We start from the raw sequence: 20,379 nt of genomic DNA, 5'->3' as shown, positions 1-20,379 counted from the left end.
AGTGAGTATAAAATGACGGCGCAAATTTCAACATTAGGCGAGCTATTAACTTCCGCAGGCACTCAGTGGCGTGTATATGATATAGGTCGTCGAATCACCAAGATAGACAAAAAACAATTTGCTCAAATTGAAAATACCCAAGTGCCGTACCCATATCCACTGGGCAATCATGCATTGATTGCAATTCAATTTTGGGATATTCAAGCCACGCTTGACCCATATGTTTGGTTTCTTAAGTTCCCATTGGATGAACAAAGTAAATTAATTATTGCTAGTCGAGATCACTTTGCCTCAATGGTATTAGACGCATTAGGTACGCAGCTGACAGGTGAAGCCGCGCAAGGTAAGCTAGATAATAACCCTTACGTGTATACACCCAACGCTAATAAACTTGCTGCCTTTAACGCGCTGATGAAATGCGAATTGAAGCGCTCAGCCTCACAATATTACGAAACTGTTGAGCAGTATTTTACGCATACAGAACATCAGGACTGGCAAAGCCTGGCCTTACAAGGACTCGCGGATTTTGCAATGCGTCTGGAGCATGGCGAAAATCAAGCTAATTTGATTTCTCGTTGGTCAAGTTTGCCAGAGCAAGTACAAAGCCCACTAGCGGCCATGTTAGAACATGTTGCGATATCGACAGAGTTGACTGAACACTTGCAGGCACAGCTCTATAAACATATTACTCAACAACAATTAAGTGGCAGTGTGCATTGCTTTAGAGCTATATCCGGCAGTCATGGTCTTGGTCTAATTGCACAATCAGTGGATCATCTATTAAGCTCAGAACTTGCTGAACAGGCTGACGTATTACTCACAATAGCAGGAAGAGGCTGGGAAACACTGACAGAGCCAGAACGCCTCTACACATTTATGGATAAAGCTGCTCACAACACCCAAATTGACGGACTTTTTGAAAGTATTTTCACCGATTTAGTTGCAATTCCGATTCTCCGTCCACATGTATTAGGATTATTGAGAGCGCAAAATCGAAGCGACACACTTTCTAGAGCAATTGGTAGGCTATTTTCATAAATGACAACACTTTGGCTTTTTATACTCACCCTTACGGCTTGCGGTTTCTTTTGGTATAACAGAGAAATCGCCGAAGCAGCGCGTGAACATGCTGCACAACAAAGCGAAAAACTTAACGTCCAATTGTTGAGTGTTGCCTGCCAAAAGAGGCGTATTGGTGTGCTCAAAAATGGAAAATTAGGGATAAAAAGCCAATTTTTATTTGAATTCAGTTCAGACAGAGATACTGCATATAAAGGTACTTTGTATTTAGAGAATCAAATTTTGGTCAAAATGGATGTGCCACCACACAGAATTATGGAATAATTTTCGAACAGATTAATATGATGGATTGGGAACCTGATATAAAAAACTAAGGCGCAACCCTGTTTGTCACGCCCCAATCCGACGAATTCCCTTGGAGGTCTCCGCTACCTCTGCCTACAACTTACCAGCAAGCCGCCAATTTTCATCATCCCCTGAACGGGTATACTTCCTATACACCCGATTATCCTCCCTGCCTTCATCCTTAGTACATCCCGTACGACTATCCGCTTCACATATCCCAATGTGCTGTTCCTTTCTACTGAGCACTTCCTATGCCAGTACATCCTTTGTATTGCGGTATCCCCGCTCCATTAAGCATTTCCTATGCCTGCACATCCTGTGCTGTTGTCCTATGCCTTCTTGGCTCCTCTTCACCTTATCCCTCGGCGCTCCTAATCCTCTGACATTTCCTATGTCTGCACATCCTGTGCTTGTTATCCTATGCCTTCTTGGCTCCTCTTCGCCTTACCCCTCGGCGCTCCTAATCCTCTGACATTTCCTATGTCTGCACATCCTGTGCTGTTGTCCTATGCCTTCTTGGCTCCTCTTCGCCTTATCCCTCTGCGCTCCTAATCCTCTGACATTTCCTATGTCTACACATCCTGTGCTTGTTATCCTATGCCTTCTTGGCTCCTCTTCGCCTTATCCCTCGGCGCTCCTAATCCTCTGACATTTCCTATGTCTGCACATCCTGTGCTACGTCCTACCTGCTTGGTTCCTCTTCACCTTGTCCCTTGGCGCTCCGAACTTCCCGTGTGTATTTGTATCCTACCCGCCTTCCTAGCGTTTGCGTCCTCTTGAATCCATTCACCCTTCAACACGAATAAGTTTAAGCGAATTAGTCTGAATAAATAGGAGACATTCTCAATAAAAATTATTAAAAACTACTGAAATAAACAAAATAAGCCATTAAAAACAATAATTTAAATAAAAAAACAAGCCAAAAACGAGTTATACTTCCCAAAAATACTCACACCTATGTAGGAAAAGTCTCACAGTGTTTTTTCCAATTTGTCAGTTCGAGGCTTAAACAACAATTCACCAGATGCGGATTTAAACGTCAGTTGCTCAATAAGTTGATAACCATGGGCTTCAAAAAAATTGACTTGGTTCCCTTTGGTTATAAAAACGGCTAAGCCAGAAACTTCAAGATTTTCATTAACCAGCGTATCCAATGCATTTAGCAAATAGTGTCCATAACCCAAACCTTGATAATGCGGGTCTACCGCGATAAAGGACAAAAAGTAATAGCTTTCGTGTACGCGTAACTTTGATTTTATCGTGCGTTCCTTTTCCAATAGTTGTCGCGTCTGCAGCCTGCCTGCTACCATCATCAAACGTAATCGCCAATTCCACCCCCGCGTAGCATCAATTTCAGATTGGGAGACAAAAACACATGCAACAGCCACCAAATTATCTCTTATATACAAGCCAATAATTGGTTGCCCAGCTTTGCTAAAGCTAGAAAGATCTTCTCTAATGAGGGCCCTTAATTTAGACTCGAATTTGCTGTCATTAGGCTCATTTAAAATATCAATAAGTAGGGGATCTTCATGGTATGCCTGATAAAGTAAGCTGCCGGCTACATGAATATCTTCGGGCGCTAAGTATTTAACGCTAATTTCAGTGTCAGATACTTGCTCTTCTGTCGTTGTCATATTTATGTCCCTGTTATCAAGTTAAGTATGTTGCGCGGATTTATCACAAGGCTGTCTCTTTCTTATTATAAATTCCGTCTGCTTCTACTATAGTTTCTGTATGTTTCTTGTTCAACGAGATCTGTATGGATACCAGTTACCACTCTTTGAAATCATTATTTTCGCAGCTAGGGTTAGAAAGCGGTGATGAACAAATATCGTTGTTTATTGATTGCAATACGTTACAAAGCCTTGTGCTTATCGAAGATGTTCCATTTTGGAATGAAGGTCAGAAACACTTCATTGAAGACACGGATTGGAGCGAAGTTATCGACGAATCCGACGCATTATTACGCTAACTATAGCCAACACAGCGCTTAAAAAAAGCGAACCACTAATCGCGACCTTTAAGCCATTTGGCAATCAAGTTAAAAGTGGTAAAATCATTTTTATTTATTGGTAGTTTGTTATGCACCCTGCTGTTCAAAAAGCCATCCGTATTTTAGTTTCGGAAGGTAAAACACCGACCGTTGCCACAGTGAAATCTAAACTGACAGCAACGGTGCCCATGCCTGTTATTATTGCAGCGTTAAGCGCATATAAAAATGCACCGGACTCAATTGAAACTGAAGCGCCCGAGCAAGAACAGGTTGAGCCAGAAGCACGCTCTCAACTTGATCGAATTGAAGCAAAGCTCGACAAGTTATTGGCCGTTTTAGAAGAGCGCAATTAGCATGTTTGTTGTCGATCTCACATTTGATTGCTACCAAGATACAACTTTGGATATGGCTGAGCAGGCCATAAACCGTTTGGTTAATGCGCTGCGCTTTAACGGCCAGATTATCGGCGATGAATTCCCTACGGTGCTAAAAGACGGGTACTTCATCACCCGTGTTATGAGCCCTCTAGAGGACTCTTTGCATCCGCTACACCACAGCCCTTTTGTCAAACATGCAATTGAGCAGTTGCAACAAGCTGGGTTATTAGCACCTAAAGTAAAGGTCATTGGCCAAGATATCCATGCAAATGGCGCAGATCAATGCCAATCACCATCAAGCTTCATTCTCTACACAACCTATGTGCATACTTGCAGCCCTTTATATTGTGGAGACGATTTTTTGCCTGTGCCGCTTTACAAAACTCCTGCAATTGCCAACGGTGATTACAAAGCTTTGATCAAATGGCAAGAAGACTGGCAGGCATGCGATCAAATACAAATAAATGGTGCTACTCGCTGCGAATTTGCCGCATTGGAAGAGATAAGCAGCCTTTCAAGTGATCTAACGCGTCGCGGACTAGATTTAAGTAAACGCATTAGATATCTCACAAATAAGCCTGTTTACTATTATTTGTATCGCGTTGGTGGAGCTAGCGTTGAAACAGAGCGGCAAAGAAAATGCCCAAGCTGCGATGGAGATTGGGCATTAGACGAGCCTTGGTTTGGTATTTTTGATTTTAAATGTGATAACTGCCAGCTCGTTTCGAATATGTCTTGGGACTTTCAGTAATCAAAAGTTCAGATTCTCAATAAATTCCTCTAGACTAGCCGCCAGAACATGATGTGGTGGCTTCCCAACATATTCTAAACACACCTCACCAGTTTTCAGTTTTACAGTGATCAACAAGTCCTCTTTTTCAGTGAGACCTATGAATATGGTGTCGTCTTGCTTTAATCGACGCTTCATCAACACATGACCTGTTATATTCTGTTGCAGGTTAATAAAATCTTCTTCATTCCACACTTGCAACAACTCAACTGCATTACCATCAAACTGAGCAATAATATTCCCGCCAAACACCGCACCATAAAATGCATGTAGTGCAGATGGAAATTCAGTTTCGAGCGCTTTGGCCAAGTCACCCAAGTTTTGCGTAGGCGTCCTAGACATCGCTTGCCATTGAATTTGACCCTGAGCATCAGGCTGCCCTATTTCACATGGACTGGGGTAGTCAACGTCATGCTGAATCAGTGGGAGGTGCCCTTGGTTTTGTTCGATTACCGACGCATATTGTGTGTGGAGCGTCTCCATCAGGTTTGTAAATGAAGCCATACTGCCAATCTCATTTTAATTCGCTATAATTCGGGCCATTGTAACCACTATTGGTGAAACATGACAGATTACAACAATGCACCTGAGCTAAAAGCTTCAGTGTTAGGTAAAACAACCGAATATGCATCTCAATATGATGCAACTCTTTTGCATCCAATTGCTCGTAAGTTAAATAGGGATCAAATTTCAGTAAATGAAAAAAAGCTCCCTTTTTTTGGTGAAGACACTTGGACAGGTTATGAATTGTCTTGGCTAAACAGCAAAGGAAAACCACAAGTTGCCGTAGCTACATTTACGTTCCCATGCCAGAGTTCTCACATTATTGAGTCAAAATCATTTAAACTGTATCTCAACAGCTTTAACCAAACACGCTTTGACTCGCAGCAAACTGTACAACAACATCTGAGCGAAGATCTCAGTGCAGCGTCACAATGCCAAGTCATCGTAAAGCTTTACGGACCGGATGAATTTAACTGTATACCATTTACCGCACTTCCAGGTACTTGTATTGACGACTTAGATGTTGACGTCGATACTTACAGCCCTTCTAAAGGTATGCTTCGCACTGAAAGCGATGAATGTGTAAACGAAACACTGTATAGCCACCTGCTAAAATCAAATTGCCTCATCACTTCCCAGCCAGACTGGGCAAGTATCGTCATTAGTTACGAGGGCAAAAAGGTGTGTCGAGAGTCTCTATTAAAATATTTAATTTCATTTCGAGACCATAACGAATTTCACGAACAGTGCGTAGAACGTATTTTCTGCGATATCAAACGAGATTTGAATCCAAGTAAATTAGAAGTTTATGCACGTTATACGCGCCGTGGAGGACTCGATATCAACCCATTCCGCTCAACTGAACAAGACACAACAAGCATTAATATTCGCATTAATCGCCAATAATAAAATGTAGAAAAGAGCTGAATCTCTCAGCACTTTTCTACATAACATTTCTTCTTGTCGGCACCGCTATTGAACAAACATCTGCGTAATTTGGCGTAAACTTAAACCACGGCTCAGGTCGATTAGTTCTTGCAGCGATAAGCTCTTCAAAAAGGGGGCTGTTGGTGTCAAACACTTCAAATTGGACACTATCTTCAGCGGCGATATCTTTAAGCACATCCACTCGTAGAATAGGATTATACTCGCGTTCTGGCGTAGGATTACGCTGTAATTTTAGAACATGCTCCATACCTTCTAGCACGCGGCCAAACACGGTGATATTACGATCTAAGTAACGCTGTGGAGAAAGCGTAATATAAAATTCTGTGCCCCCGCTGTTAATTTCATTGCCGCGCGCCATGGCAAAGGTCCCAGTACAGTGAGTCATCCAAGTTTTCGTTGCATTGGGGTTCTGCCCTACTGCAAAGCCATCTAAGAATCCCGTCCTAATTGCGTAGCCGTCAGAGCCTTCAAGCGCAGTAATCATCAAACGAGAAGCTGTTTTATAAGACAACTCAGCATCAATTCTTTTTTTACCATGCTGAGGAGTTTTAGTATCAGTATGATCTCCCCCCTGAGCAACAAACCCTTCTACAAAGCGATAAATACTGAGGCCATTGTAAAACTTTTCCCTCGCTAACAGCTTAATGTTGTTCACATGATTTGGCGCAAGTTGCTCATTGAGCTCAACATAGACGTGACCGGTTTCCAACGTAATACGTAAAATGTTTTCCTTGTCCACCTCACGCCAATTTGACTGCGTTGCCGCATTAATGATTTCGCTTGGAGCGCGAACCTCTACTTGCGATTTGTCTGACTGCTGCATACAACCGCTCAGTATAAGCAGAGTGGAGGCAAAAAGTACGTTAGTTTTTTTCATTTTTTATTTCTTGTTGATACCAAAGGTGCTGATTTTCTAAAGGCGCACTAGGTGGCAGGCGACGATTTTTTAATTCTATTAAGGTGCGTCTTTCCAATGCTAACTCACTCACTAGTTCATGGAAGTATTGCTTAAATAATTTCTCAAATTGACCATCTTGCAAAGCTTTGTCTAAGCCACTAGAAAGTGCACTATGTAGTGCTTGATCGAATTTTTCAACAAACAAGTATACCGCCGATGGGTAGTAAAGTAACAGTTTTTGCTCAGCATATGTCTGATAACTTTTAACTAGATCAGGCAGTTCCAGTATACTAATAGGCACAGCATCAAAGCGATTAGACTTGAGCATATTCAATGCACCTGTAAACGTCTTAAACTCATTCACTGATAACTTATTATCTATAAAAATACTATGATCGGGCCAATCATAGCGGAGCCCAAAATGAAATTTCTCGAGCTGAGATATATGATTTAACTGGCTAAACTTTTCTTGATTCTCTTCATTTATTACGAGGATTCGATATCCCAATAGCCCTTTGACGATTGGGACTCGCACCGCACGTGCGATGTTTTCCCGCTCTGAACTGGTTACTGACCAAAAGATATCAATCCCGTTATCTTTACCTAATAACCTAATTGCACGGCTTTGCGTTGGGATGTTGTCAATATAGCGAAGTTTGTACGACTCCTCTTGATATGACAGTGCCAGCTTGATCAAATCTACAACATAAGGGTGTGCGCCCTGTGTAACTCTAACAACTTTAGCTTCTTTTGCGACGGCGGCATGACAAAAAATCACAACGAGCAAAAAGCTCAAATAGCGCATCAATCACCCCAATCAAATTTATACAACAAGTCTATACTATCGTAGAGACCGCTCGTAGCTTCAATATAAAGCTTTGAAAATATTCGATAACGTACTGCTATTTCACTCAAAGATGCGAATACACCAACTCGGTAACTAACCTGTACACTAGGTGTAATGTACCCTGAAAGTTCCACTTGTGTATCATCTCCACTACCTTTTGCAGCCAGATTTACATCCTTAAGGCCGAGTTTTTTGCCCGCTTTCGTAAACAATCCTTTACTTTTATCGATGCTTTTTGACAATAAGAACTGTGCCAACATAGTATTATTAGAGCTTTCTCCTGCCCCCAGCGCCTCACCATTAAGCAAATATGCTAGTGCTTTAGCCTGATCCATTACTGGCTCAGAAAAAATTATCAACTCAGGCTCAGCAATACTGCCTTGTACAGCAACGCCTGCTATCACGCCATTTGCGGTTGTGTCAGGGTTACGAATAGCTCGAATATTCAAATAAGGTTTGTCTAACGGCCCATTAAAACCGAGCTGACCCGTTTCAATAAATAGATCCTGACCAAAAGCAGTATATTTACCATCTCGCAAAGACACTTCACCGGCTGCCAAAATAGCAGTATCTAGCTGCTTTTCTAAAGATAGTCCACCATTTAAATAAGCGTCGAGACCCAAAGCCACTACACGCACGTCATCCAACAAATTAATATCGATATCCGCCTGAAAATCCATTAATGCTGATTTTTGAGGAGGTTCCTGCGTGCCAATTATCATCTGGTCTTCGCTAACCAAAATGGCTTCTTCAGGTAGCGCACTCAAAGTAAATCGTGCAAATGGCACATTAACTTCGCCTATGATATTAAGCTGTTGTTGAGAAAATTGGACATGTAAATCCGGTGAAAGAGCAACTTGCGCACCAGCCATAGGCGTCATAAACAAACGTTGTCCTTTGAGCTTAAGCTCAACAGCCAAGTCAGGATACAAAGAGGCTGTACCATGAATATCCGCCACACCAGATTCTGGCGTGCGTAACTTACCACTCAACGTCACCAAATCATCTTTCACATCTAGATCTAGGTCAAGCTCAGTCACTTGCATAGGCAAATAACTAGATAGCACGGATACCTGTGCGACCTTGAACTGTCCAAGCACATTAGGGTGAGTAATATTGCCCGCCAGCTCAATTCGGCCATTCAATTGGCCTGCTAAAGTCAGGTCTGGCCAAGCTAGCACTCTAAAATAAGGGGTAAACTCTTCAAGTTGAATTGCACCAATATCAATAAAACCATTCACAGTATTGGTGTTTGCGATATCAGGAAAGTGCAGTGAGCCATTAAAGCCTCCTAGTTTATCGAGTTGTACTTGCCAATCAACATTAGCTGTATCAGCGTTGCCGTTGAGATCAATATTAAAGGACTTTATTGTCAAAGCTGTTGACAGCGCTTCAGGTAAGTTTTCCGCATCAGCCTTGGATTTAGTTAGCGCCACCTTGCCATTGAGTAAGCTTATTTTACCAACCAAAGCACTAAGACGATTATCAGCCCATTGCAATTCACTTTGACCGGTAAGCTTTCCTTCAGCGGATACCCCGTCAGGGAACCATGCAGATGCTGTATCAAGTGGTATGTCAATTAAGTTTACTTTGGCTTCACCTTGTTTGTTGTGTCTTTGCGCCCATAAACAGGCTTGGCCTGTGGATACTCGCCAGCAATGCTCAGAAATAGACAGGTTCGTATCCGACACCAAAACTTCGATGGGGTTATTGAGTTCTAATTTAAGCGACGCCATGTCAACATCAGTCTTGTTGACATGCGCAGTCCATTTTTCGCTTTCAAGCTGCCCTGTGACTGCCATATCGGCCGAGACAAGTTCACTTTCTAGCTTTAGAGCCACCGTGTGACTGGCTAGGCTTCCTTTGGCATTGAATGTAACTTTTCCTTTTTCAACACCAGGGAAATTAGCTTCTACTATCATCATCGAAACGTTGCCAGCAAAGTCCTTCGCAAGGTCGATATCCGACGAGAACTGTGCATCTGTCAATGCAATGTCGTTGTACTTAAACGTTGATATTGCGGTATTAGCGACCACTTTTGGTGCTGAGGCCAGGCCTGTAATATCAAGGTCTCCAAGCAAAGTAATATCTATTGGTAGAACAGGTGTTGCTCGTTGGTTGATATCAAGTTTCGCAGTCAGATCTAACTCTTTACCAAGTTCACCTGAAATATGGATGGAACTCGCCCCATACTCTAATTGGGCTTGCTCCAAGTGTCCGCGTAGTTGTTCATTTACCTCGCCTCGAACCATCAACGAGAGTGGTTGCTCTGCAATCTCTCCATGTAATTTAAATTGTTCTACATTGACTTTCCATGTACTGCGTAATTGGTCAAACTGCACCGCATAATTGCCAGACAGTGCGCCTAGAGGAGCATTGTTTACACTTTGCGTACTACCAAATCCCATATTAGGGATTGGCAAGTTTTCCAAATTGCCATTTATATTGAGACTTAATCCATCTTGCCAATCAATTTTAGCGGATAGATCGGTGAAGGCTTTATCAACTTGAATACGACTGTTTTTCACCTCTAGACTGGACAAAGTGCCATTCATTGCAGCTTGGATATGGGCTGGCTGCATTTGTCCATAAGCATGACTTAAATCGGCAACTCCCCGTATTGAGAATGTGTAATCATTTGCATTCCCCTGCCCCGTTAACTTGATTTGAGACAGTTTAGCTATTTGCGCAATATCTGCACGGCCGATTTGCGCATCCAAAGAAAATGGCCAATTTTGTGTAGCGGGAGATATCGACAGTAAAGCTCGGGCTTGTAAATTCCCTGACACTTTACTTTTAATACTTAAGCTCTCTAAATCCCCTTGAATAACCGCCGAAAGAGCTCCCTTAGTCTGTGCGACACCGACACTGGCATGAATTAAGTTTGAGCGTAAATCGTAATCCATGACTGCATATGCGCTATTTTGTAAATAGCTAAAAGCCAGAGATTCGACGTGAACTGTTTGCGATTCGACTGACAGTGCCAGCTCGAAATCTGCAACTGACATAGGTGCTTGCTCAAATGGTTGATAATCAATATTGGAGATTTGTAGCGCAGGTAAATCAATGTCGATAGGAATATACAGGTCTGGCGTAATAACTGGCGCGAGATTATCTGGTACTTGACTCGCCTGCTCCTTCGGCAATCGTAATTGCTCAATATGAATTGCCTCACTTTGAAAATGAGTCACTTGTAAAAGGGAGTCGTGAACTTCAGCGCTTACATTTAGGTCAGAAAACTCGATAAAGTGATCACCAGCCTCCAGCTGAAAGGAAGTAACTTGTAATGAAGCTATGGCAAAGGAAATTGGCAGGGATATTTGCTCTTGGGCGTGTTCGTAAATTTCATCACCTGATACAGACTCCATTTCTGAGCCAGCTTCTGTTAGCGAGGAATTAACCCTTAAATTATCCACTTTCACCGACAAGCAAACCGTTGCACAGTCAAACCAAGTCAAATCTATGCGAGCTTTATTGGCCGCGATGTTAACCGATGAAGACTGAAAGTTAATGGAAACCAACCCACCAGATAGTAATTTGCCTTCCTGTACTTCAACGTTCACCTGTGGTACCAAATAGTTAATAAGCCCCATAAGCACTCGGTTACCTGTATGAGTTACTAAGAGTAATGTAAACACAACAAGCGCAGCACATACGCTCATCCACAAGCGTTTTTTAAAATCGAAATTCACAGGTTCTCCTGCCATTATATTTCTGGCCCTATAACAATACTTAAACGCGTACTATGACTGGGCTTACTTAACCCCCATGCATGATCAACCCTAATAGGCCCAACGGGTGTCAAATAGCGAAATCCAAAGCCCGCACCAAGTGCCCACTTTTCACTAAAATCATTAGTTGCAGTGCCCACATCCACAAATAGTGCAGCACGCCAATTTGGCAAAAATTGATAATTGTACTCAGAACTAGCCGTGACTAAATACTTGCCGCCAGTTAATTGGCCCAGCTCCCCTCTTGGGGAGATAGACTGAAATGCAAACCCTCTTACACTTTGATCTCCACCAGCGAAAAAGCGCAAATTCAATGGGGTTTTATCAAAATCACTCACAGCCATCGCGCCGAGCTCGGCACGTAACAGCACCATATGACGCTGCTGATATTGCCGTAACCAAGCTTGCTTCCAATGAATTTTAAACAGCGACGTTGATGAAATGACACTCGCATGCGCAGCTTCTAGTGTAATTAACTGTTCACTCCCCCAATAGGGAGTCATACCACCACGGCTTTGCTTTTTTGCGTAACTGATACCTGGGATCAACATTTCGGTATCCAGATTAAGGCCTACTTGCTCACTTTTTTCGTGCTCACGCTTAAGAAATGCGGTTCTGACCCAATTGCTTTTTAGTAACCATTGCCTTTGCAACTGAATATTCCAAGAGGAGCTTTTTATCCCTTCGGTCAGATCATCTTGTAATTGATAGCCGCCTAATACGCGATAAACATCTGAATTGGGGTCACTTATAGGTATGGTATAGGCCGCGGTAACATCTTGCTGACGTTGCGATAAGTTTAGATCTGACACAAAGGAGTGCCCACCATCACTTACCCAAGGTTTGCTCCATTTTCCTCGAAACTTTGCACCTAGATCAGTACTGTAACCACCGCCGACCTCAAAACTATTCTCTGGTTTGTCTGAAACCTCCACACGAATAGGTACCTCAAATGATTTGCGAAACTTTAACAGCGGATATACTTTTACACTCGCAAAATAGGGTGTTTCACTTAGCGCTAGACTATATTCACTTAGCTGTTTTGCTTGATAAGGCGTGTTCACGGTAAACGGGGCAAGTTCTTTTATAAATCGCTGGGCTTTTGATTGACCAATAAACATCAGCTCACCAAATCGGTAACGCGCTCCTGAGTCAACTACAAGTACAGCTTGAGCCCAGTCTTGCTGCGGATTTACTTCCAACTGGCGCTGCTGCCATGTGTAATCAAAGTACCCGCGCTCTAGCAGTGCACTCTCAAGCTGTGCTTTTGCTGCACTGTAGGTGTCATGACGCACTACAGTATTAACCCTCAAAGGAGTAGATTCGATAACTTGCTGTAGATTAACGTCACCTTGTCCAACTCCCACAATTCGAACTTCTATTTTTTGCCACAAGATGGGCGTTTTGAGATCAAGTGCAACATTCAGTGCATTTTTGTCTGCTTCAAATTCAATCACACTGGAATAATTGTAAAACCCCACAGCCTGTAATGCTGAACGAATGTCTTTTTCGATCGCTTTTTTGCGGCTATGTGTGAACGCTACACCTTGATATTTTGAAAGATATTGAGTGACATTCTCTGTCACTGTATCAACTTTTGACTCGACGTTAATTTCGTCAATTAACTGTTCTGTGTTTGCCAATGCAGGTTGCAAGCATAAGCTTAACAATACGATAAAATAGATGATTTTTTGTGGCACTAATGGACTCTTTGATTTCGCTTAATTGTTATTTTGCAGCGTATTGCGTTGGATGTGAGTAAAATTAACACACCGCATGCGTATTTAACGACAAAAACTTTACAGTGATGCTTTTTATTTTATCTTGGATAACGGACAATATAGGCAATTCTATTAATTGAGTAATGATATGCAATTTCCAAATGATGACAATGGTCAGCTGTTATCTGAAATCGCTGCTGCGGGTGTCGATCTTACGCAAATGCAAAAAATTGATTTTTATATCCTGTTCGAACAAAAAGACAACGCAGAACGTTTTATTGACACTATAAGCAAAGACGAGTTAGCACCTCAAACCAAATTGGGGAAATGCCCAGATACTGGTGTATGGGAAGTGTTAACCACTGTCACTATGGTGCCTGAACACGAGTTACTTAGCCAAACAGAGCAGTACCTAGAGTCTATCTCCAATGGCCTAGAAGGCTATGGTGATGGTTGGGGGCTAATGGCCGAGTAAAACTGTATTACGGATATAAACGTACACCGCTTAGATCCGTACTCCCTAACTTTTGTCCGCAACCCGATACCCTCCATCATAATCAAATATCTTGTCACTAATTTGCCACCCATACTTTTTGTGTTGTTTCGCAATCACAAAGTCAGGGGGAGACAAGAGCGTGATGTTTACCTCTTCGGCATTTTTCCACTCTCCAACGGCGCTGCCATTTTTTAATCGCTTAGCAAAATTGCGATGGAAATAATAACGACTGCCTTTGTTGGTGAAGTCGTAAACCTCACTGACATCAGCACCGTCCTCATCGAAATACGTGACTTTAAGCACTTGAGGTTTTATGACTTCAGCTGTCATCCCACAGCACCTCAGCACCAATGCACTTTTTAAGTTTAAGGCATCTCTCAGCTTGTCATCAGGGTCAGCCATGACCTCACCGCAGCTGTGGCATTGACGAGCCGCAATGTCATTTTCTGCACCGCAATAGTTACACTCTTTAAATTTAAAGCGGAAGTCACATTGCATTGATTCGCCATCCACTTCATCTTCCAATATTCCCTGACAACGCCTGCCATAATGCTCAACCACCTTCCCACGCTCGTCTAGTTGGCCCCAAAACGTATTAGCAAACCCACATCCAGGACATAAAACTTGTACAGGTTCACTATCAGAGTTGGGCTTTTTAGCGCCTACCTCTGGATGAAATAAGTCAAAGTCATTGCCCGCATAATCAATAATAAGACAGTCATCTTTACCCTCATCCAAACGTAGGCCTCGACCAACAATTTGTTGATACAAGCTAACAGACTCTGTTGGCCTTAATATGGCGATAAAATCGACATGAGGTGCATCGAAACCAGTCGTAAGTACAGATACATTGACTAGAAATTTAATTTCTTTGTTTTTAAACCGAGTAATAATATTATCACGTTGCTTATTTTCCGTGTCACCGATAACCAATTCGGTTTCGTTTACAGGTAAATAACTTACAATTTCTTTTGCATGCATCACAGTTGCTGCAAATATCATTACCCCTCGCCTTGATTTTGCCTGTATCAATATATGTTCGACTATGCTTTTAGTCGCACGGGTGTGGCTATTTAGTAGGCTATTCATGTCGCTTTCACTGTAGCGACCTAAGCTATCAGAAGCTAAAGACGAGAAGTCATAATGTTCAATTGCTGGATCCATTTTATTAGGTGGCGTTAAATACTGATTGCTGATCATATAGCGCAACGGCAATTCATAAATACACTTTGCAAATGGGCTCCCCTCCTCTCCTCGAATAAAGCCATGGTAATGTTCACGGTAAATCCAGCCATGTCCGAGTCGATAAGGGGTTGCAGTCAAGCCTAGCAACATGAGTTTTGGATTAAACTTTTTAAGACAGGAAATTACCTGCATATACTGGCTGTCTTCCACAGTACTAACGCGATGGCATTCATCAATAATAACCAGTGAGTAAAAAGTATTTAGCTTGTCTAAATTGCGCGCTAACGACTGGACTGAAGCGAAAGTGACTTGCTGATCTAACTCTTTTTTATTTAGCCCAGCAGAAAACACACTCGCAGTGAGCCCATAGCTTTCATACTTTTGGGCATTTTGTTCTACCAGCTCTTTGACATGAGTTAAAACCAAAATTTTACGTCGTGCAATACGCGCAAGTTCAGCAATAACTAAGCTTTTTCCCGCCCCCGTGGGTAATACGATGACTGCTGGGCTACTGGTTTTTTTAAAGTGAGCAACCGTGTTTGCAACAGCTTCTTGTTGATAAGGTCTGAGCGTATATATAGCAAACCTCTTAATCTAAGCTACATTTTCGACAGGCACAAAGTATAACACTTTGCACATCCTCCGTACTACAAAGCTTTTCAGCGGTAAGTATTGCGCTGTATTACAAAACAAATGTTAAATTTAAAGTGGCAAGAGAAATTAAAAAATCAATTGATTTTTTCTAATTTAATTAAGTGTAATTGATAACTGATGCCACTTTAAAATTAAATAAAACTTATAAAGGCAACGTTAATTAAGTGAAGAAAACTTGAGAATAGACAAGGCTTGTAGTGATTTTAAAAACAGGCGAGGCATTAATTGTACCTCACCATGTCAACCGAATAGTTCCTTTCACTTTAGATTACGATTTAAAATATTTTATATTTATATCGTATAATCATCTAAATTTACATTTGCGAATGCCTTAGGTGTTTTACCACGGCCTGTCCACTCATGTACTTTACCATCGATCTCAATTCGATATTTTGGACTGACTTTGCTGCGCTTGTCCGTAGCACCAGAACCAACTAAGTCATCTAGCGTTAATCCCTTTTCTTTAATCAAAGCTAGCACTTCTACTTTTGCCTGTTCTTGCTCTTGTTGCTGAGCAATTGCTTCTTGTAGTAGCTCATGAGCTTTAGTTAGATCATTGAAGCTAGCAGTTTTAATAAAAGACTTTATTTCACGCATTAGATTTCTCTCACAAAATGTTGATTACAAATTTCATTGAAGTATTAAACAGTTCTAATACTGAGAGTATATTATATTTATATAATTTCAAATTAATAGCCATTATTTTGCAGACTTTTAATTTTATTTAAAACGGGTACAGATTAACTATTTACTTATATCGTATTAATATCAATAATAAAAAGCCCCAGAAAACATAAATAAACACATGTTTATTAAGGGGATTTTTTAGCAATATGCAATCAAAAATCCACCTGAAATTGATTAAATCTTGATATTTAAGAAGCTACTTGAACTTGAGACTGAGTGGCATAGTGTGAGCTTTGACAAAAAATTTGACCAGCTCAATGATTAAAAGCAGCTTATGTTAGGCCATTTTATCCTCTTAAGGACAATGAACATGACAAGTAGATATAGGAAGAAAAAGGGTAGAAATATGTTTAATTAAGTGTATGGGTGTAAAATCTCTGGCCCATACACTTATAGAGATGGTTAGTCCGCTACTTGCCAATCGATAGTCGCACCAGCCTTAATTGGTACCACATTAGTATCACCAAGAGGATATGATTCTGGAACTTGCCATGCACTTCTTTGTAATGTGATGGTGTCTGAATTTCTCGGTAACCCGTAGAAATCAGGACCAAAGAAACTCGCAAAGCCTTCTAATTTGTCCAATGCCCCTGCATCTTCAAATGCTTCAGCATAAAGCTCAATTGCAGCATGGGCAGTGTACGCACCAGCACAGCCACAAGCAGCTTCTTTTTTGTCTTTCGCATGGGGGGCTGAATCTGTTCCCAAGAAGAATTTTTTACTGCCACTTGTTGCAGCATCTATCAACGCTTGCTGGTGAATATTACGCTTTAATATAGGTAAGCAGTAATAATGTGGCCTAATGCCACCAGCTAGCATATGATTTCGGTTATATAACAAGTGGTGTGCAGTAATTGTTGCAGCAACATTATCTGGCGCAGATTGGACAAACTCAACCGCATCTTTAGTTGTGATATGTTCCAGAACAATCTTTAACTTAGGGAACGCATCTACAATCTTGGCTAGCTTAGTTTCAATAAAGACTTTTTCTCTATCAAAAATATCAATTGATGAGTCTGTTACTTCACCGTGAATAAGTAATAGCATACCCACTTCTTGCATCGCTTCTAACGCAGGGTATACATTTTCAATGTCAGTTACGCCTGAGTCAGAATTAGTCGTAGCACCTGCCGGATAAAGTTTGGCAGCAAATATATGACCACTGGCTTTTGCTTTTCTAATTTCCTCAGCTGACGTGTTATCAGTAAGATATAAAACCATCAACGGTTCGAAACCCGGTTTAGGCCCTGCCGCCTTAATTCGGTCTCGATACGCAAGCGCAGTGTCCGTACAAGTAGCTGGGGGTACAAGGTTTGGCATTATGATCGCGCGTCTCATGTATCGACTAATATCACGAACGGTGTCTTTTAGAACATCACCATCTCTCAAATGAACGTGCCAATCATCTGGTCGAGTAATAGTAAGGGTCTGATTACTTGTCATTGCTATTTTCCACTGCTGAATTTGCCCGATCATAGGCCCTGCAAAGCTGATAGTAAAGTAATTCGGGTTATTTTATATATCTAATGGAGGCCTTGAGCCGCTTGACAATGTTGAACAACTTTAAGTTAAGTCGCATGGTAAAAGCATCTAATTTATTTTTAATTGGGCAACCTCTCCCTCACGCCTAATTTCAAAGCTTGATTGTTGCAAAACCCTCTTATGTCTTGTGCTATTTTTTTTACAGTTTGATGAAAGTTAATTTTCGACAATATTTGAGATTATCACTCTATTTAGGATAACGTATATCTATTGTGCAACCGAGTCATGCCTATGCTGTCTGAAAAAAAACTAGAATCAAAAACCGAACAGTTAAGCATTATTAATCAGTTTTCATCCTCACTATTGCAAATCACCCACTTAGACGAGCTGTTTGACTATGTCACCTCGCAAGTTGTGAAACGTTTGGGGTTTGTAGACTGTGTGATATACCTTACAGATCCAAACCAAAACCTACTTGAAGCCGTTGCCTATATGGGGGTTGCTCAAGACACTGAACGTTACGAAGTCCTACAACAAAAAATCCCGATAGAAGCTGGGATCACAGGGCATGTAGCACGAACCAAGAAACCTTTTCTTTCTGGTGATGTGTCTCAAGAGCCCATGTATATAGCGGACTCTCGACCTGCACTGTCTGAGTTATGCGTGCCTTTAGTGTATAAAGAGCACCTAATTGGTGTCATAGATTGCGAGCATCCAGAAAAAGATTACTTTAGTGCGAACCATTTACAGATACTGTCAACGGTTGCCCACTTACTTAGCGCCAAAATTCATCAAGTGAGGACCGTTGATCATCTAACCGCGACAGTGTCTCAGCTCAACGATGCACAACTGATTGAAAAATGTATACTGAAAATTGCCAACATCACTTATCACTCCCGAGAATTAGACACTTTCTATGATGAGCTGTACCAGATAATCTATACGCTGTTGCCCGCCGAGAACTTTTTTATCGGAATATATGATACCAAGCAGGACATGCTAGAAATCGAGTACTTGATTGAGGGAGGCACCAAATGCCCTGCACAACAAAAAGTATCGAAATCTCAATTGAAGCAAACGGCTTCCTACTATGTGATCCGTACTCAGTCCGCTTTACTATGTAATCGAGAACAGTTTCAAAGCCATATTGACAAGGGTGATTTCAATATGGTGGGACGCTCCCCTCACGCCTGGCTTGGTGTGCCATTTGTCGTGAATGATCAATATCAGGGTGTCATCGTATTACAGAGCTATGAAGAAGAAGACACCTTTAGTAGCCAACACTACTCTATTTTGACCTATATTAGCCGCCAAATCAGCATGGCCATAGACCGTCGACTGGCTAAACAGGCATTGGAACATCGTGCCTTGCATGACGAATTAACAGGCCTCGCCAACCGATACCTGCTAATTGAGCGAATGAAACACGCTATTTTGTCTTTAGGAAGAAGCCAAACAATCAAATTACACTGTCTAATATATTTAGATCTTGATAGGTTTAAGAGTATTAATGACTCTTTGGGCCATGAAGTTGGTGACAAATTCCTTATTGCCATCGTAGAGGCTATACAAACTTGCATTCGCAAGACAGACACTTTTGCGCGCCTTGGTGGCGATGAATTCGCCATATTTATGGAGAATATAAGTAGTGAAGTAGAGGTTGCGCAGGCGCTCAATCGCATCACCGAAGCCATAGCAAAACCATTCATTATTGATACTCATATTCTCCAAGCCTCTAGCAGTATCGGTGTTGCTTTTACTGAACGAGACTCTGACAACGCGATTACATTACTACAACAAGCCGATGCGGCTATGTATGAAGCAAAGTCTGCTGGAAGAAGTCAGATCAGGTATTTTAACAATGCCATGCGTAGTAAGTTGAAACACCAAGCGGACATTGAAAATGACCTTCAACACGGTATTCAAAATGGTGAATTTGAGCTGTTCTTTCAACCCATTTTTACACTCAATGCACCAAAAGTAGTGAGCTTCGAGTCTCTTGTTCGTTGGCACCACCCGAAAAATGGACTAGTAGCGCCAGATCAGTTTATTCCTATTGCCGAGAACACGGGCCAAATTATAGAGTTAGATTTACACATCTTGGAGCTGGCAGCTAAGCAGCTCTCAATCTGGCAGCAACAAACTCTTCCCAGCGTAAAAGTGACAGTTAATGTGTCATCTAGACATTTTGCCAGCCTCGAATTTATCGATCATATTCGCGCTTTATATGAGAAATACGACTTACAAAAAGGCAGCTTATGCCTCGAAATCACAGAGTCTGGGCTAATCGAAAATTTGGGCCTTGCAACAAAAATTATTGAGGGAATAACCCCGTTAGGTGTAGAACTTTATTTGGATGATTTTGGTACCGGATACTCAGCACTAGGTTATTTACACCAATTGCCTATTCACGTGTTAAAAATAGATAAGAGCTTTGTCGACCAGCTTACAACTAAAGATACTCCCTTAATTGATGCTATTTTATCTTTAGCAAAATCATTACAACTAGAGGTAGTTGCTGAAGGCATTGAAACCCCTAAACAATGGGCTCTGCTTAAGCGAAAAGGGTGTCAATTGGGGCAGGGCTATCTCGTATCCAAGCCTATGCCCAGCATACAAGCAATGTCATTTTTGGTCGCGCAAAATTCACAAGATGCACATATAAGCACTTAATGTAGAGAGCAGAAAGCCTCTTTCT

General features: G+C 41.6%; 17 protein-coding genes. 8 read left to right on the top strand and 9 right to left on the bottom strand.

All coding sequences use genetic code 11. The features are described 5' to 3' along the window. Positions 1-12 precede the first annotated feature (12 nt). Together N482_RS06890 and N482_RS06885 are read left to right on the top strand one after the other, a co-directional pair. Positions 13-1,038 carry a DUF3549 family protein gene (locus N482_RS06890; RefSeq protein WP_063376343.1) on the top strand — a complete coding sequence of 342 codons (1,026 nt, stop codon included), beginning with the start codon at positions 13-15 and terminating at the stop codon, positions 1,036-1,038. After that, on the top strand, positions 1,039-1,344 hold the full coding sequence (locus tag N482_RS06885; protein WP_063376342.1) for a DUF3301 domain-containing protein: 306 nt from the start codon (positions 1,039-1,041) through the stop codon (positions 1,342-1,344). A gap of 992 nt (positions 1,345-2,336) precedes the next feature. Here the strand turns inward: N482_RS06885 and N482_RS06880 are convergent. Beyond that, a complete protein-coding gene (locus tag N482_RS06880; RefSeq protein ID WP_063376341.1) occupies positions 2,337-3,002 on the bottom strand; it encodes a GNAT family N-acetyltransferase in 666 nt (221 codons plus the stop codon). 125 nt (positions 3,003-3,127) lie between these two features. On the opposite strand from N482_RS06880, the gene N482_RS06875 reads away from it, so the two are divergent. The 3 genes from N482_RS06875 (at position 3,128) to N482_RS06865 (ending at position 4,489) form a co-directional block, all read left to right on the top strand. Further along, positions 3,128-3,340, top strand: coding sequence for a DUF2789 family protein (locus tag N482_RS06875; RefSeq protein ID WP_063376340.1), 213 nt, complete (start codon positions 3,128-3,130; stop codon positions 3,338-3,340). A 110-nt stretch (positions 3,341-3,450) separates the two neighbouring features. Further along, complete coding sequence (locus N482_RS06870; RefSeq protein WP_063376339.1) at positions 3,451-3,714, top strand: hypothetical protein; 264 nt, start codon at positions 3,451-3,453, stop codon at positions 3,712-3,714. A gap of 1 nt (position 3,715) precedes the next feature. Next, positions 3,716-4,489 carry a Zn-ribbon-containing protein gene (locus tag N482_RS06865; RefSeq protein WP_063376338.1) on the top strand — a complete coding sequence of 258 codons (774 nt, stop codon included), beginning with the start codon at positions 3,716-3,718 and terminating at the stop codon, positions 4,487-4,489. Here N482_RS06865 and syd read toward each other — a convergent pair whose 3' ends face one another. Continuing rightward, a complete protein-coding gene (syd, locus tag N482_RS06860; RefSeq protein ID WP_269202104.1) occupies positions 4,490-5,032 on the bottom strand; it encodes a SecY-interacting protein in 543 nt (180 codons plus the stop codon). Between the two features lie 60 nt (positions 5,033-5,092). Between syd and queF the strand changes: the two genes are divergently transcribed. Continuing rightward, positions 5,093-5,938 (top strand): NADPH-dependent 7-cyano-7-deazaguanine reductase QueF, encoded by an 846-nt coding sequence (gene queF, locus N482_RS06855; protein ID WP_063376337.1) that lies wholly within the window; start codon positions 5,093-5,095, stop codon positions 5,936-5,938. A 37-nt stretch (positions 5,939-5,975) separates the two neighbouring features. Here queF and N482_RS06850 read toward each other — a convergent pair whose 3' ends face one another. From N482_RS06850 to N482_RS06835, 4 genes are read right to left on the bottom strand one after another with little or no spacing between them, the layout of a single operon-like run. Next, positions 5,976-6,857, bottom strand: coding sequence for a peptidylprolyl isomerase (locus N482_RS06850; RefSeq protein WP_063376336.1), 882 nt, complete (start codon positions 6,855-6,857; stop codon positions 5,976-5,978). After that, a complete protein-coding gene (locus N482_RS06845) occupies positions 6,844-7,683 on the bottom strand; it encodes a transporter substrate-binding domain-containing protein (RefSeq protein WP_063376335.1) in 840 nt (279 codons plus the stop codon). The genes N482_RS06850 and N482_RS06845 overlap by 14 nt, the downstream gene beginning before the upstream one ends. Further along, a complete protein-coding gene (locus N482_RS06840; protein ID WP_196765322.1) occupies positions 7,683-11,417 on the bottom strand; it encodes a translocation/assembly module TamB domain-containing protein in 3,735 nt (1,244 codons plus the stop codon). The genes N482_RS06845 and N482_RS06840 overlap by 1 nt, the downstream gene beginning before the upstream one ends. A 14-nt stretch (positions 11,418-11,431) precedes the next feature. Continuing rightward, positions 11,432-13,156, bottom strand: a complete 1,725-nt coding sequence (locus tag N482_RS06835; protein WP_063376333.1) for an autotransporter assembly complex protein TamA — start codon at positions 13,154-13,156, stop codon at positions 11,432-11,434. 169 nt (positions 13,157-13,325) lie between these two features. Here N482_RS06835 and N482_RS06830 point away from each other — a divergent pair, with 169 nt between their 5' ends. Next, positions 13,326-13,652 (top strand): ribonuclease E inhibitor RraB, encoded by a 327-nt coding sequence (locus tag N482_RS06830; RefSeq protein ID WP_063376332.1) that lies wholly within the window; start codon positions 13,326-13,328, stop codon positions 13,650-13,652. A gap of 45 nt (positions 13,653-13,697) precedes the next feature. Here N482_RS06830 and N482_RS06825 read toward each other — a convergent pair whose 3' ends face one another. The 3 genes from N482_RS06825 to pyrC all read right to left on the bottom strand — a co-directional run bounded on the left by N482_RS06825 (position 13,698) and on the right by pyrC (position 17,642). Continuing rightward, on the bottom strand, positions 13,698-15,437 hold the full coding sequence (locus N482_RS06825; protein WP_063376331.1) for a DEAD/DEAH box helicase: 1,740 nt from the start codon (positions 15,435-15,437) through the stop codon (positions 13,698-13,700). A 366-nt stretch (positions 15,438-15,803) separates the two neighbouring features. Then, a complete protein-coding gene (locus tag N482_RS06820) occupies positions 15,804-16,109 on the bottom strand; it encodes an H-NS histone family protein (RefSeq protein ID WP_063376330.1) in 306 nt (101 codons plus the stop codon). A 492-nt stretch (positions 16,110-16,601) separates the two neighbouring features. Further along, positions 16,602-17,642, bottom strand: a complete 1,041-nt coding sequence (gene pyrC, locus N482_RS06815) for a dihydroorotase (RefSeq protein ID WP_063376366.1) — start codon at positions 17,640-17,642, stop codon at positions 16,602-16,604. 330 nt (positions 17,643-17,972) lie between these two features. On the opposite strand from pyrC, the gene N482_RS06810 reads away from it, so the two are divergent. Continuing rightward, a complete protein-coding gene (locus tag N482_RS06810; RefSeq protein ID WP_063376365.1) occupies positions 17,973-20,354 on the top strand; it encodes an EAL domain-containing protein in 2,382 nt (793 codons plus the stop codon). Positions 20,355-20,379: the final 25 nt, after the last annotated feature.

Origin of the sequence: Pseudoalteromonas luteoviolacea NCIMB 1942 (assembly GCF_001625595.1) — a bacterium.
Taxonomy (GTDB): Bacteria; Pseudomonadota; Gammaproteobacteria; order Enterobacterales; family Alteromonadaceae; genus Pseudoalteromonas; species Pseudoalteromonas luteoviolacea_A.
The sequence above is the reverse complement of the archived record's forward strand: the minus strand, read 5'-3'. Positions and strand labels throughout refer to the sequence as shown.

Bases quoted from the DNA above. Each gene is read 5' to 3' on its own strand.
- N482_RS06890 (WP_063376343.1), top strand. From the start codon at position 13: ATGACGGCGCAAATTTCAACATTAGGCGAGCTATTAACTTCCGCAGGC.
- N482_RS06885 (WP_063376342.1), top strand. From the start codon at position 1,039: ATGACAACACTTTGGCTTTTTATACTCACCCTTACGGCTTGCGGTTTC.
- N482_RS06880 (WP_063376341.1), bottom strand. From the start codon at position 3,002: ATGACAACGACAGAAGAGCAAGTATCTGACACTGAAATTAGCGTTAAA.
- N482_RS06875 (WP_063376340.1), top strand. From the start codon at position 3,128: ATGGATACCAGTTACCACTCTTTGAAATCATTATTTTCGCAGCTAGGG.
- N482_RS06870 (WP_063376339.1), top strand. From the start codon at position 3,451: ATGCACCCTGCTGTTCAAAAAGCCATCCGTATTTTAGTTTCGGAAGGT.
- N482_RS06865 (WP_063376338.1), top strand. From the start codon at position 3,716: ATGTTTGTTGTCGATCTCACATTTGATTGCTACCAAGATACAACTTTG.
- syd (WP_269202104.1), bottom strand. From the start codon at position 5,032: ATGGCTTCATTTACAAACCTGATGGAGACGCTCCACACACAATATGCG.
- queF (WP_063376337.1), top strand. From the start codon at position 5,093: ATGACAGATTACAACAATGCACCTGAGCTAAAAGCTTCAGTGTTAGGT.
- N482_RS06850 (WP_063376336.1), bottom strand. From the start codon at position 6,857: ATGAAAAAAACTAACGTACTTTTTGCCTCCACTCTGCTTATACTGAGC.
- N482_RS06845 (WP_063376335.1), bottom strand. From the start codon at position 7,683: ATGCGCTATTTGAGCTTTTTGCTCGTTGTGATTTTTTGTCATGCCGCC.
- N482_RS06830 (WP_063376332.1), top strand. From the start codon at position 13,326: ATGCAATTTCCAAATGATGACAATGGTCAGCTGTTATCTGAAATCGCT.
- N482_RS06820 (WP_063376330.1), bottom strand. From the start codon at position 16,109: ATGCGTGAAATAAAGTCTTTTATTAAAACTGCTAGCTTCAATGATCTA.
- pyrC (WP_063376366.1), bottom strand. From the start codon at position 17,642: ATGACAAGTAATCAGACCCTTACTATTACTCGACCAGATGATTGGCAC.
- N482_RS06810 (WP_063376365.1), top strand. From the start codon at position 17,973: ATGCTGTCTGAAAAAAAACTAGAATCAAAAACCGAACAGTTAAGCATT.